At 66.8% G+C, this 12,973-nt stretch carries 14 protein-coding genes and 5 tRNA genes; all 19 read left to right on the top strand.

Translation table 11 applies throughout. The annotated features are described in order from the left end of the window. Positions 1-8 precede the first annotated feature (8 nt). The 19 genes from SLW56_RS03975 to rplL all read left to right on the top strand — a co-directional run bounded on the left by SLW56_RS03975 (position 9) and on the right by rplL (position 12,758). The gene (locus tag SLW56_RS03975) at positions 9-1,679 is read left to right on the top strand and encodes a tetratricopeptide repeat protein (protein ID WP_320694365.1); all 1,671 of its coding nucleotides are present in this window, start codon (positions 9-11) and stop codon (positions 1,677-1,679) included. Then, entirely contained in the window at positions 1,676-2,329 is a 654-nt protein-coding gene (gene lolB / locus SLW56_RS03970) for a lipoprotein insertase outer membrane protein LolB (RefSeq protein ID WP_150411156.1), read from the top strand. Before SLW56_RS03975 ends, lolB begins: the two co-directional genes overlap by 4 nt. Continuing rightward, positions 2,326-3,189 carry a 4-(cytidine 5'-diphospho)-2-C-methyl-D-erythritol kinase gene (ispE, locus tag SLW56_RS03965; RefSeq protein ID WP_267102486.1) on the top strand — a complete coding sequence of 288 codons (864 nt, stop codon included), beginning with the start codon at positions 2,326-2,328 and terminating at the stop codon, positions 3,187-3,189. Before lolB ends, ispE begins: the two co-directional genes overlap by 4 nt. A gap of 13 nt (positions 3,190-3,202) precedes the next feature. Next, positions 3,203-3,279, top strand: a tRNA-Gln gene (locus tag SLW56_RS03960). Positions 3,280-3,419: 140 nt separating this feature from the next. Then, positions 3,420-4,379, top strand: a complete 960-nt coding sequence (locus SLW56_RS03955; protein WP_017911658.1) for a ribose-phosphate diphosphokinase — start codon at positions 3,420-3,422, stop codon at positions 4,377-4,379. Positions 4,380-4,547: 168 nt separating this feature from the next. Further along, positions 4,548-5,195: a 50S ribosomal protein L25/general stress protein Ctc gene (locus tag SLW56_RS03950; protein ID WP_017907366.1), complete on the top strand. Its 648-nt coding sequence runs from the start codon at positions 4,548-4,550 to the stop codon at positions 5,193-5,195. 54 nt (positions 5,196-5,249) lie between these two features. After that, positions 5,250-5,831, top strand: a complete 582-nt coding sequence (gene pth / locus SLW56_RS03945) for an aminoacyl-tRNA hydrolase (RefSeq protein WP_017907367.1) — start codon at positions 5,250-5,252, stop codon at positions 5,829-5,831. A 79-nt stretch (positions 5,832-5,910) separates the two neighbouring features. Further along, on the top strand, positions 5,911-7,002 hold the full coding sequence (gene ychF / locus SLW56_RS03940) for a redox-regulated ATPase YchF (RefSeq protein WP_010341267.1): 1,092 nt from the start codon (positions 5,911-5,913) through the stop codon (positions 7,000-7,002). Between the two features lie 159 nt (positions 7,003-7,161). Continuing rightward, positions 7,162-7,247, top strand: a tRNA-Tyr gene (locus SLW56_RS03935). A 32-nt stretch (positions 7,248-7,279) separates the two neighbouring features. Next, positions 7,280-7,353, top strand: a tRNA-Gly gene (locus tag SLW56_RS03930). Positions 7,354-7,383: 30 nt separating this feature from the next. After that, a tRNA-Thr gene (locus tag SLW56_RS03925) sits at positions 7,384-7,459 on the top strand. 45 nt (positions 7,460-7,504) lie between these two features. After that, entirely contained in the window at positions 7,505-8,695 is a 1,191-nt protein-coding gene (tuf, locus tag SLW56_RS03920) for an elongation factor Tu (protein WP_043093035.1), read from the top strand. A 165-nt stretch (positions 8,696-8,860) separates the two neighbouring features. Then, positions 8,861-8,936: transfer RNA gene (locus SLW56_RS03915), tRNA-Trp, on the top strand. Positions 8,937-8,986: 50 nt separating this feature from the next. Further along, entirely contained in the window at positions 8,987-9,400 is a 414-nt protein-coding gene (secE, locus tag SLW56_RS03910) for a preprotein translocase subunit SecE (protein ID WP_267121297.1), read from the top strand. Positions 9,401-9,413: 13 nt separating this feature from the next. Beyond that, positions 9,414-9,971 (top strand): transcription termination/antitermination protein NusG, encoded by a 558-nt coding sequence (nusG, locus tag SLW56_RS03905; RefSeq protein WP_010341344.1) that lies wholly within the window; start codon positions 9,414-9,416, stop codon positions 9,969-9,971. A 200-nt stretch (positions 9,972-10,171) separates the two neighbouring features. Then, on the top strand, positions 10,172-10,600 hold the full coding sequence (rplK, locus tag SLW56_RS03900) for a 50S ribosomal protein L11 (protein WP_010341342.1): 429 nt from the start codon (positions 10,172-10,174) through the stop codon (positions 10,598-10,600). 3 nt (positions 10,601-10,603) lie between these two features. After that, entirely contained in the window at positions 10,604-11,302 is a 699-nt protein-coding gene (gene rplA / locus SLW56_RS03895; protein WP_048490044.1) for a 50S ribosomal protein L1, read from the top strand. Between the two features lie 481 nt (positions 11,303-11,783). Further along, positions 11,784-12,326 (top strand): 50S ribosomal protein L10, encoded by a 543-nt coding sequence (gene rplJ, locus SLW56_RS03890; RefSeq protein ID WP_010341340.1) that lies wholly within the window; start codon positions 11,784-11,786, stop codon positions 12,324-12,326. A gap of 63 nt (positions 12,327-12,389) precedes the next feature. Continuing rightward, a complete protein-coding gene (gene rplL, locus SLW56_RS03885; RefSeq protein WP_010341338.1) occupies positions 12,390-12,758 on the top strand; it encodes a 50S ribosomal protein L7/L12 in 369 nt (122 codons plus the stop codon). Positions 12,759-12,973: the final 215 nt, after the last annotated feature.

Below are 12,973 nucleotides of genomic sequence, written 5' to 3'. Positions count from 1 at the left end.
CGCTTCCGATGCCCGCATTGATTCGCATCCGTACCATTCTGCTGCTGTCCGCAATCGCCGCTGTGGCCGCACCGGCCGCGGCCAAGGCACCGAGTCCCGCCCAGGACGTGATGACCCCGGTGCTGGCCGGCGAGTTCGCCCTGCAGGCCGGGCAACTGGCCGACGCCTCGCGCTGGTACCTGCAGGCCGCCAACGACAGCCCCGGCGATGCCGGCCTGGCCGAGCGCGCCACCCGCATCGCCATGCTCGCCAACGACAGCGCGGCCGCCGCCCAGGCGCTGGCGCTGTGGCGGCAGCGCGCGCCCGAGTCGCTGGCCATGCGCAGCGCCGAGGCCTCGCTGGCCCTGCGCAACGGCAACCTGCGCCAGGCGCGCAGCTTGCTGGTGGCCCTGCTGCGCGACAAGGACCCACGCGGCTGGCGCTTCGCGCTGATCGCCCTGGTCAGCGGCAATCGCGATCCGGAGGTGGCGGCCAAGGCACTGGACCAGTTGCTCGACGCCAATGCCATCCCCGACCAGCTCGAGGCCTGGCAGGAATTCGGACGCCTGGCGCTGCGCCTGGACCAGCCCAAGCTGGCCGAGCGTATCGTCGATCAACTGGTCAAGCGCTTCCCACAGGAGCCGCGGGTGGCGCTGCTGCATGCCACCCAGTTGCAGCAGGCGGGCAAGACCGAACAGGCGCGCGCGCTGCTGCAGGGCGTGGAGCCCAAGGTGTCCGGCGACCCGGAACTGCGCACGGCGCTGGCCTATGCCTACGACGCCATCGGCGACACCGCTGCCGCGGCGCGGGTGCTGGCGCTGGGGCCGCAGACCACCCAGAACTACGGCCTGCGCGCCTCGATGCTGGCCAAGCTGCAGGACAATGCGGCCCTGACCACGCTGTACGACGAGCTGCGCAAGGGTGCCGACCGGCCCGATCCGGAGCGGCGCCTGCTGCTCGGCAAGATCGCCGAGTTCCTCAAGCGCAACCAGGAGGCGGTGGACTGGTACCGCGGCGTGCCGGGTGGTCCGCTGCGCAGCGAGGCGCGGCTGCGCGCCGCCGGCGCGTTGTACGCGCTCGGCCAGAAGGACGCGGCCTTTGCCGAGGCGCGCGCGCTGCAGGACGACGCCGAGGCCGACGATGCCGCGCGCCGCGACGCCTACGTGCTGGAGGCGGAACTGCGCCAGCGCAGCGGCGACGACGCCGGCGAACTGCAGGTGTTCGAGCGCGGCCTGGCTGCGTATCCGGACGACAACGCGCTGCTGTACGCGCGCGGGCTGTCCTGGGAGCGTCGCGACCGCATCGACCGCGCCGAGGCCGACCTGCGCAAGATCCTGGTCACCGACCCGGAGAACGTGGCGGCGCTGAACGCGCTCGGCTACACCCTGGCCGACCGCACCAAGCGCTATCGCGAGGCGCTGCAGTTGATCGACCGCGCCCGCACCGCCGATCCCGACAATGCCGCGATCATCGACAGCTATGGCTGGGTGCTGTACCGGCTCGGCAAGACCCAGGAGGCGCTGGTGCAACTGCGCCGCGCCTGGAGCCTGGTGAAGGATCCGGAGATCGCCGCGCACATCGGCCAGGTGTTGTGGGAGCAGGGCAAGCACGAGGAGGCCGACAAGTACTTCGACGAGGCGCGCAAGCTCGATCCGGACAATCGCGCGCTGCGCCGCGCCCTGGACAAGGTGGCGCCGTGACCGCCGGCCTGCGCACCGCCTGGGCGCTGGCCGCCGGGCTGCTGCTGGCCGGTTGCAGTGCGCTGCCGACCCGCACCCCGTCGCCGGTCGCCGTCGCCGCCCCCGACGCCGCTGCGCAGCAGGCCGAGGCCGCGCGTGCGCAGTGGCTGCGGGCGCATCCGGACTGGTCGTTCCAGGGGCGGGTGGCGATCACCAAGGGGCGCAACGGCGGCAGCGGCCGCATCGACTGGACCCAGCGGCAGCGCCAGTACGAGGTGCAACTCAGCGCGCCGGTGACCCGGCAGAGCTGGCGCCTGACCGGCGACAGCCACTCCGAGGCCGGGCGCCTGGAGGGACTGGAGGGCGGTCCGCGCGACGGCGAGAACGCCGAACAGCTGCTGCTGGAGGCGACCGGCTGGGAGATCCCGGTCAACCTGCTGCCCGATTGGGTGCGCGGGTTGGTGGCGACCGACGCGCAGGCGCCGGAGCGGGTCGACTACGACGCGCAGGGCCGGCCGCATACGCTGCGGCAGATGGGTTGGGAGATCGAATTCCAGGACTGGTATCCGCCCAGCGACGGCCGTCCGGCGCTGCCGCGGCGCATCGAGGCGCGCAACGGCGACGCCAAGGTGCGCCTGCTGGTCGACGCCTGGACCGTGCCTGCGCCATGAGCGGGGGCACCGACGGGGGCTGGTCGTCCTGGCCGGCCCCGGCGAAGCTGAACCTGTTTCTGCAGATCACCGGCCGCCGGCCGGACGGCTACCACCAGTTGCAGACCGTGTTCCGCCTGCTGGACTGGGGCGATACGGTGCATCTGCGGCCGCGTGCGGACGGGGTGGTGGCGCGGATCGGCGCCTCCGTGGCCGGCGTCGCCGAGGCCGACGACCTGCTGGTGCGTGCCGCGCGGCTGCTGCAAAAATCGGCAAATATCGCCCAAGGTGTGGATATCCGCGTCGAAAAGCGCATTCCGGCCGGCGGTGGCTTCGGTGGCGGTTCGTCCGATGCGGCGACCGCGCTGGTGGCGCTGAATGCCCTGTGGGGCGCCGGGCTGGACGAGGACGCCCTGGCTGGCCTCGGCCTGTCGCTGGGCGCGGACGTGCCGGTGTTCGTGCGCGGACGCGACGCCTGGGCCGAGGGCGTGGGTGAGCGATTGACCGCGCTGGCGCTGCCGCCGGCCTGGTATGTGCTGGCCGATCCGGGGGTGCACGTGCCCACCGCGGCCCTGTTCCAGTCCCCGGATTTGACGCGGGATGCTGCGCCCGCGAAAATAGCGGACTTCGTTTCAGGTTTCCTGCTCGGCAATGCGTTCGAGCCGGTCCTGCTTCGCCGCGAACCGGCCGTCCAGGCCACGTTCCAGGCGCTGGCGCGGATCGGTACGCCACGCCTGACCGGGTCGGGGAGCGGTTGTTTCGTCGAGTTCGCCGATCGCGCTGCCGCCGTGCGCGCGCTGGCGGACTTGCCGGACGGGATGCGCGCCTGGGTGGCAGGCGGCGTCCCGCGTTCGCCGCTGCTCGACGCGCTGGAGGCTTGACACAGGTTTACGCAGGGGCGTCGCCAAGAGGCCCAAGGCACCAGGTTTTGATCCTGGCATTCGTAGGTTCGAATCCTACCGCCCCTGCCATTTAGGTATGCAGATCCCTCTGCAAGAGCCCGCACATCCATGTGCGGGGATTCAACGGGAAAGGCATCGCTTCTCCTCGCGTTCCGATTCACCCTCTTTTCGCCGCCACACGCTCTTTGCAGCCACCCGAGAGACCCCTCATGCAAGACCAACGCAACCTGCTGGTGTTCTCCGGCAACGCCAACAAGCCCCTGGCCAAAAGCATCTGCCGCGAGCTGGGCGTGCGTCCGGGCAAGGCGATGGTCTCCAGCTTCTCCGACGGCGAAGTGCAGGTGGAGATCGAGGAGAACGTGCGCCGGCAGGAAGTGTTCGTGATCCAGCCGACCTGCGCGCCCAGCGCAGAGAACCTGATGGAGCTGCTGGTGATCATCGACGCGCTCAAGCGCGCCAGCGCCGCCAGCGTCACCGCGGTGGTGCCGTACTTCGGCTACTCGCGGCAGGACCGGCGCATGCGCTCCTCGCGCGTGCCGATCACCGCCAAGGTCGCGGCGAAGATGTTCAGCGCGGTCAACGCCGACCGCGTGCTGACCGTCGACCTGCACGCCGACCAGATCCAGGGCTTCTTCGACATCCCGGTCGACAACGTCTACGCCTCGCCGCTGCTGCTGGCCGACATCTGGCGCGCCTACGGCACCGACAACCTGATCGTGGTCTCGCCGGACGTGGGTGGCGTGGTCCGTGCCCGCGCGGTGGCCAAGCGCCTGGACGATGCGGACCTGGCGATCATCGACAAGCGCCGTCCGCGCGCCAACGTGTCCACGGTGATGAACATCATCGGCGACGTCGAGGGCAAGACCTGCGTGCTGGTCGACGACATCGTCGACACCGCCGGCACCCTGTGCGCCGCCGCGGCCGCGCTGAAGGAGCGCGGCGCCCTGAAGGTCGCCGCGTACTGCACGCATCCGGTGCTGTCCGGCCCGGCGGTGAGCAACATCAGCAATTCGCAACTGGACGAACTGGTGGTCACCGACACGATTCCGCTGTCGGAGGCCGCCCGCGCCTGCGGCAAGATCCGCCAGCTCAGCGTCGCCGAGCTGCTGGCCGAAACCATCCGCCGCATCGCCTTCGGCGAGTCGGTGAGCTCGTTGTACGTGGATTAAAGGCTGGGAATGGGGGATCGGGAATAGGGAATGGGCGGAGCGCGGTATTGCGCTGTTGCGATTCCCCACTCCCGATTCCCCACTCCCGGCTTCACAGACTCTTCTGGTCGCGGAAGAGTCCTTCAAACCGCCGCGAGGCGGTTCATTCAACCAAGGTAGTAAACGCAAATGGCAACCACGCATGAAATCAAGGTTCAGCGCCGCGAAGTCGAGGGCAAGGGTGCGAGCCGCCGCCTCCGTCGCGACGGCCTGATCCCGGCGATCGTCTACGGTGGCGATCTGAAGCCGGTCAACATCCAGCTCGACCACAACGAAGTCTGGCTGGCCAGCCAGAACGACTGGTTCTATTCGTCCATCCTCAGCCTGAGCCTGAACGGCGACGTGCAGAAGGTGCTGCTGCGCGATATGCAGCGTCACCCGTTCAAGCAGCTGATCATGCACATCGACTTCCAGCGCGTGAACGACAACGAGGCTCTGCATGCCTCGGTGCCGCTGCACTTCATCAACGAGGACGTGTCCCCGGCCGGCAAGTCGGCCGAAGTGGTCGTCACCCACGAGCTGAACGAAATCCAGGTCGTGTGCCTGCCGAAGGACCTGCCGGAGTTCGTCGAAGTCGACCTGGCCGCGCTGTCGGTCGGCGACGTGATCCACCTGTCCGACCTGAAGCTGCCGGCTGGCGTCGAGCTGCCGGAGCTGAAGCTGGGCAAGGAGCACGACGTGGCGGTGGTCATCGCCAAGCACGGCCGTGTCGAGGAAGAGCCGGAAGCCACCGACGCGGCGGCTGCCGCCGAGCCGGCCAAGAAGGACGGCAAGTAATCGCCTGCGCGGCGTCCGGGCCATCGGTCCGGACGCCGCGGCGATGCATTGCGCATGACTGGTCTGCGTCTGATCGTCGGCCTGGGCAATCCCGGCGCCGAACACGCGAACACCCGGCACAACGCCGGGTTTCGTTTTGTCGACGCGTTGGCCGAGCGGGCTGGCGCGCGCTGGAGCGTGGACGCCAAGCTGTTCGGCGAGACCGCCAAGGTCGAGGTCGCGGGGCAGTCGGTGTGGCTGCTGAAGCCGGCCACCTTCATGAACCTCAGCGGCAAGTCGGTCACGGCCGCCTTGCGCTTCTGGAAGATCGAACCGGCGCAGGCGCTGCTGGCGCATGACGAGCTGGACCTGGCGCCAGGCACGGCGCGGCTCAAGTTCGACGGTGGCCACGGCGGCCAGAACGGACTGCGCGATACCATCCGCCTGCTCGGGCACGCCGGCTTCCACCGCCTGCGCATCGGCATCGGCCATCCCGGCCACAAGGACAAGGTGGTGCCGTGGGTGCTGGGGCGCGCCGGCAAGGACGACCAGGTGCTCATCGATCGCGCCATCGACGACGCCATCGACGTGCTGCCGCTGGCCGTGCAGGGCGACTTCAACGAGGCGATGAAGCGGTTGCATACGCAGGGGAAATAGGGAATGGGGAATGGGGAATGGAAAGGCGGCTATGCTTTCCGATTCCCTATTCCCGATTCTCCATTCCCGGATTACACACATGGGCATCAAATGCGGCATCGTCGGCCTGCCCAACGTCGGCAAGTCGACCCTGTTCAATGCGCTGACCAAGGCGGGCATCGCCGCGGCCAATTTTCCGTTCTGCACCATCGAGCCGAACGTGGGCGTGGTGCCGGTGCCGGATCCGCGCCTGAACGCGCTGGCGGCGATCATCAATCCGCAGAAGGTCGTGCCGACCGCGGTCGAGTTCGTCGACATCGCCGGCCTGGTCGCCGGTGCGGCCAGCGGTGAGGGCCTGGGCAACAAGTTCCTGGCGCACATCCGCGAGGTCGATGCGATCACCCACGTGGTGCGCTGCTTCGAGCATGGCGACATCATCCACGTGAACAACAAGGTCGACCCGGTTTCCGACATCGAGACCATCGACACCGAACTGGCCCTGGCCGACCTGGACAGCGTCGAGAAGGCGCTCAACCGCGCCGAGCGTTCGGCCAAGGGTGGCGACAAGGACGCGGCGGCGCGCAAGCCGGTGCTGGCCAAGCTGCAGGCCGCGCTGGCCGAGGGCAAGGCCGGGCGCAACGCCGGGCTGGACGAGGAAGAGAAGGCGCTGGTGCGCGACCTGTTCCTGCTCACCCTCAAGCCGGTGATGTACATCGCCAACGTGCTGGAAGACGGCTTCGAGAACAATCCGCACCTGGATGCGGTGCGCGCGCATGCCGCCGCCGAGGGCGCCGAGGTGGTCCCGGTGTCGGCGGCGATCGAGGAAGAGCTGTCGCAGTTGGACGACGCCGACCGCGATGCGTTCCTGGCCGATCTGGGTCTGAGCGAGCCGGGCCTGAACCGGGTGATCCGCGCCGGCTACACCCTGCTGGGGCTGCAGACCTACTTCACCGCTGGCGTGAAGGAAGTGCGCGCCTGGACGGTCAAGGCCGGGTCGACCGCACCGCAGGCCGCGGCGGTGATCCACACCGACTTCGAGAAGGGCTTCATCCGCGCCGAAACCATCGCCTACGACGACTTCATCAAGTACAAGGGCGAGGCCGGCGCCAAGGAAGCCGGGCGCCTGCGTCTGGAAGGCAAGGAGTACCGCGTGCAGGAAGGCGATATCCTGCATTTCCGCTTCAACGTCTGATGCGTGCGCGTGTCCTGGCCGGGCGCGCGCGGGCAACGACGATTTCCTGCGACATCGCGTCAAAATACTGTTGACAAGGCGGGGATGTCAGGGAAGAATAGCGGGCTGTTTCACCCCTCTCTGATTTCGGCCTCGCAGCCGGGTTCGAGTGGGTAAGTTGGAGGGATACCCAAGCGGCCAACGGGGGCAGACTGTAAATCTGCTGGCTTACGCCTTCGGTGGTTCGAATCCACCTCCCTCCACCAGTTATTTTGTTGTGGCAGTGCGGCATCCCGTAGCGGGAGTAGTTCAACGGTAGAACCTCAGCCTTCCAAGCTGATGGTGCGGGTTCGATTCCCGTCTCCCGCTCCATTGAACGCGCTTGTGTCACAATAGAACAACGCTCACGTAGCTCAGTCGGTAGAGCACCTCCTTGGTAAGGAGGAGGTCGAAGGTTCGATTCCTTTCGTGAGCACCATATTCAGTCGTCAAATCTTTCTACGATCACCGAGAAGAAGCAGCCATGGCCAAGGGTAAGTTCGAGCGCACCAAGCCGCACGTCAACGTCGGCACCATCGGTCACGTCGACCACGGCAAGACCACGCTGACCGCGGCGCTGACCAAGATCGGCGCAGAGCGCTTCGGCGGCGAGTTCAAGGCGTACGACGCGATCGACGCGGCGCCGGAAGAGAAGGCGCGCGGCATCACGATCTCGACCGCCCACGTGGAATACGAATCCCCGACGCGCCACTACGCGCACGTGGATTGCCCGGGTCACGCGGACTACGTCAAGAACATGATCACCGGTGCGGCGCAGATGGACGGCGCGATCCTGGTGTGCTCGGCCGCTGACGGCCCGATGCCGCAGACCCGCGAGCACATCCTGCTGTCGCGCCAGGTCGGCGTGCCGCACATCGTGGTGTTCCTGAACAAGGCCGACATGGTCGACGACGCCGAGCTGCTTGAGCTGGTCGAGATGGAAGTGCGCGAGCTGCTGAGCAAGTACGACTTCCCGGGCGACGACACCCCGATCATCCACGGTTCGGCCCGTCTGGCGCTGGAAGGCGACCAGAGCGAGATCGGCGTGCCGGCGATCCTGAAGCTGGTGGACGCGCTGGACTCGTTCATCCCGGAGCCGCAGCGCGACGTGGACAAGCCGTTCCTGATGCCGGTAGAAGACGTGTTCTCGATCTCGGGCCGCGGCACCGTGGTGACCGGTCGTATCGAGCGCGGCATCATCAAGGTGGGCGACGAAATCGAAATCGTCGGCATCCGTGCGACGCAGAAGACCACCGTGACCGGCGTGGAAATGTTCCGCAAGCTGCTGGACCAGGGCCAGGCGGGCGACAACGCGGGCCTGCTGCTGCGCGGCACCAAGCGTGACGACGTGGAGCGCGGCCAGGTGCTGTGCAAGCCGGGTTCGATCAAGCCGCACACCGAGTTCGAAGCCGAGGTGTACGTGCTGTCGAAGGACGAGGGCGGCCGTCACACCCCGTTCTTCAAGGGCTACCGTCCGCAGTTCTACTTCCGCACCACCGACATCACCGGTGCGGTGCAGCTGCCGGAAGGCGTGGAGATGGTGATGCCGGGCGACAACGTCAAGATGGTGGTGACGCTGATCAACCCGGTGGCGATGGACGAAGGCCTGCGCTTCGCGATCCGCGAAGGCGGCCGTACCGTCGGCGCCGGCGTGGTGGCCAAGATCATCAAGTAATGCCCTCCGGCGGCGCAGGCCGCCGGGCTCGACGGCAGGATGGCGGTCTCGGCCGCCGGAATCCGACGAGGTGCAGGCGGCTACGGCCGTCGGGTTCAGCGAAGGGCGGGCCGGAACCTTCGGTCCGCCTTCGCCGTCTCAGGGAAGTGCAGTCGTTCTTACTACACGCCAGTAGCTCAATTGGCAGAGCAGCGGTCTCCAAAACCGCAGGTTGGGGGTTCGAGTCCCTCCTGGCGTGCCAATCTGCCGCTCCCTATCCAGTGACCTCGGTCGCATAGCAGCAAGAGTCGGATGAACAGCAAGATCGAGCATTCCAAAGGCCCCGCCGCCTCTGTCGGTGGCGATATCGTCAAGTACGTCATCGCTGCGTTGCTGGTGGTCGCCGGCCTGTTTGTCTGGTTCTGGTTCGGCGATGCGAGCCGTGCTGCACAGCTGGGGAGTTGGTCCGGTCCGCTGCGCGGACTGGCGGTGATCGCCGGCCTGGTCGCCGGTGTCGCGGTGTTCCTGCTGACCGCCAAAGGTCGCGAAGGCCGCGAGTTCCTGTCCGAATCCCGTTTCGAACTGCGCAAGGTGGTGTGGCCGACCCGCCAGGAAGCCATCCGCACCACCTGGGTGGTGATCGTGGTGGTGATCATTCTGAGTCTGTTGCTGGGCGGGTTCGATTTCCTGATCCAGAAGCTGATGCAGTGGTTCGTGAGCCGTTGAGGAGAGTGCAGCAGTGAAGCGTTGGTATGTCGTTCACGCCTATTCAGGCTTCGAGAAGTCCGTGGCCCAAGCGCTGCGCGACCGTATTGCGCGTGACGAGATGCAGGAGCGCTTCGGTGACGTGCTGGTGCCCACCGAGGAAGTGATCGAGATGCGCTCCGGCCAGAAGCGCCGTTCCGAGCGCAAGTTCTTCCCGGGTTACGTGCTGGTCCAGATCGAAACCCACGACGAAGGCGGCATTCCGCGCATCGACAACGAAAGCTGGCACCTGGTCAAGGAAACGCCGAAGGTGATGGGCTTCATCGGCGGTACCGCCGATCGTCCGCTGCCGATCCGCGACGAAGAGGCCGATGCGATCCTGCAGCGCGTTCAGGATGGCGTGGAGAAGCCGCGTCCGAAGGTGCTGTTCGAGCCGGGCCAGATGGTCCGCGTCACCGATGGTCCGTTCAACGACTTCAACGGCGTGGTCGAGGAAGTCAACTACGAGAAGAGCCGCCTGCGCGTGGCGGTGCTGATCTTCGGCCGTTCCACCCCGGTGGAACTGGAATTCGGTCAGGTCGAGAAGGCCTGAGCCCGCCCCGGCGCGGCTGCGCCGGGCGCCAAAATCTCTGCTATACTGCGCGGCTCCCTGTCCAGGCAAGCCGCCGGGCAGAACGGAAGCCGCCGCGAGGCGGCTTTCTGCGCACTTCAAAAACGTGATGGCGGGACACGTGATTTTCCCGTCGCGATGGGGAGCCTGCGGTTTAGGCGCTAGCACCCGGAGACACTAAAATGGCAAAGAAAGTCGTCGGTTACATCAAGCTGCAGGTGAAGGCCGGTCAGGCCAACCCCTCGCCGCCGGTCGGTCCTGCGCTGGGTCAGCGTGGCCTGAACATCATGGAATTCTGCAAGGCGTTCAATGCCGCCACGCAGAAGCTGGAGCCGGGCCTGCCGACTCCGGTCATCATCACGGCCTATTCGGACCGTACCTTCACCTTCGTCACCAAGAGCACCCCGGCCAGCGTGCTGCTGAAGAAGGCCGCGGGCGTCAGCTCCGGCTCCAAGCGCCCGAACACCGAGAAGGTGGGCAAGGTGACCCGCAAGCAGCTCGAAGAGATCGCCAAGGCGAAGGAAGCCGACCTGACGGCGGCGGAGCTGGAAGCGGCGGTACGCACGATTGCGGGTTCCGCCCGCAGCATGGGCCTGACGGTGGAGGGTTAAGCAATGGCACAGACCAAGCGACAGAAAGCGATCCGTGCTGCCGTGCAGCCGGGCAAGGCGTATTCGATCGACGAAGCGCTGAAGATCGTCAAGACCACCAGCAAGGCCAAGTTCGTCGAAGCCGTCGACGTGGCCGTGCGCCTGGGCGTGGACGCGAAGAAGTCCGACCAGCAGGTGCGCGGTTCCACCGTGCTGCCGGCCGGTACCGGCAAGAGCGTGCGCGTGGCCGTGTTCGCTCCCGCCGGCGCCAAGGCCGATGAGGCGCTGGCCGCCGGTGCCGAAGCCGTCGGCATGGACGACCTGGCCGAGAAGATGCAGGGCGGCGACCTGAACTACGACGTGGTCATCGCCACCCCGGACGCGATGCGCGTCGTCGGCAAGCTGGGCACCCTGCTGGGCCCGCGCGGCCTGATGCCGAACCCCAAGGTCGGCACCGTGTCCGCCAACCCGGCCGAAGCGGTCAAGAACGCCAAGTCGGGCCAGGTGCGCTACCGCACCGACAAGGCCGGCATCATCCACTGCACCATCGGCAAGGCCAGCTTCGAAGACGACGCGCTGAAGAGCAACCTGCAAGCGCTGCTGCTGGACCTGGTCAAGGCCAAGCCGGCGACCTCGAAGGGCACCTACCTGCAGAAGATCTCGGTGAGCTCGACCATGGGTCCGGGCGTCACCATCGATCAGGCGTCGCTGTCCCTGAAGTAATCGCAACACGGCGCCGCCCGACAGGTGCGGCGCCGGTGTCACCCTTTTGAAGGCGTCGCCCGGGGCAACCCGACGCGAAGCCGTCAAAGACCGCAGGCGCGGTCTGCGCACACCGACGACGGGCACGGAAGCTCGACACGGCAAGGAGTCGCCGTCGGTACAGCGGGATCGCTTAATCAGCCCCTCGGGGCCAGCCGGCGTAGATGGTGCCGCCTTTCTGGAGTTTTTCTGGTGCAGGCCAGCCCGGTGTTCCGGGCGCGCTCACTCCAGGTCTGGAACGGCCACCAACTGGGATGCCATGCGGCATCCCCGGCATCCAGGAAGGAGGCCGCCCAGGACCGCAAGCGGCAGGAGCCGCGAGCGGAGTAAGTTTGAAGCAGGGATTCGGGATTCGGGATTGGGGATTGGCAAGAGCGGCGGTATCGCTCCTGACGCATCCCAGGTCGCGCATTTCAACTCCCGGCTTTAACGGAGGAGTGCAATGGCTCTCAATCTGTCCCAGAAGCAAGAAGTCGTCGCCGAACTGGCCGACGTCGCCGCGAAGGCCCACTCCTTGGTTGCTGCCGAGTACGCCGGCATCACGGTCTCGCAAATGACCGCGATGCGCAAGAAGGCGCGCGAAACCGGTGTGTACTTGCGTGTTGTCAAGAACACCCTGGCCGCGCGTGCCGTTGCCGGTACCGAATACGAGTGCGTCCAGGACGCGCTGGTCGGTCCGCTGCTGTATGCGTTCTCGACGGAAGAACCCGGCGCTGCCGGTCGTCTGATCAAGGAATTCGCCAAGGGTAACGACAAGCTGCAGGCCAAGGTCGTGTCGCTGGGTGGTCAGCTGTATCCGGCCGCTCATCTCGAGGTGTTGGCGTCGCTGCCGACCCGCGAGCAGGCGCTGGCCATGCTGGCACGCGTCCTGGCCGAGCCGGCGAGCATGTTCGCCCGTGCGGTCAAGGCCGTGGGCGACAAGCAGGGTGGCGGCGACGCCGCGCCTGCCGACGCCGAAGCGGAAGCCCCGGCCGAAACGGCTTAAGTTCGCGACACCTGAAACGGTTCACTAGAACCTCATCCAGAAAAAATTCCAAAGGTAATCACAATGTCCCTGTCTAACGAGCAGATCGTCGACGCAATCGCCGAAAAGACCCTCATGGAAGTGATGGAGCTGGTCAAGGCCATCGAAGACAAGTTCGGCGTCTCCGCCGCCGCCCCGGTCGCCGCTGCCGGTCCGGCCGTGGCCGCCGCGCCGGTCGAAGAGCAGACCGAGTTCAACGTCATCCTGATCGACGCCGGTGCCAAGAAGGTCGACGTCATCAAGGCCGTCCGCGCCATCACCGGCCTGGGCCTGAAGGAAGCCAAGGACCTCACCGAGGCCGGCGGCGTCCTGAAGGAAGCCGTGTCGAAGGAAGACGCCGACAAGTTCAAGAAGGACCTGGAAGCCGCTGGCGCGAAGGTCGAAGTCAAGTAAGCAGTCCCTTGCATCGCCAGCCGTTCAAGGCGATGCACTGAAGGCTGGGGGCGAAAGCCCCCGGCCTTTGGCCGTTTCAGGCGGGAACCGGGAATCGGGAAGGGAGAATCGGAACAGCCACGCTACGTGCGCTCCACGATTCCCCTTTGTCCATTCCCCAGTCCCCGCTTCACCACCGAGTTGGTAGTTGGAAGTAGCGGGAGAAGGCGTGCTGG

The organism is Xanthomonas sp. LF07-6 (assembly GCF_034105445.1).
GTDB lineage: Bacteria > Pseudomonadota > Gammaproteobacteria > Xanthomonadales > Xanthomonadaceae > Xanthomonas_A > Xanthomonas_A sontii.
Note: the sequence above shows the minus strand (reverse complement) of the source record. Positions and strands in the feature narration are given on the sequence as shown.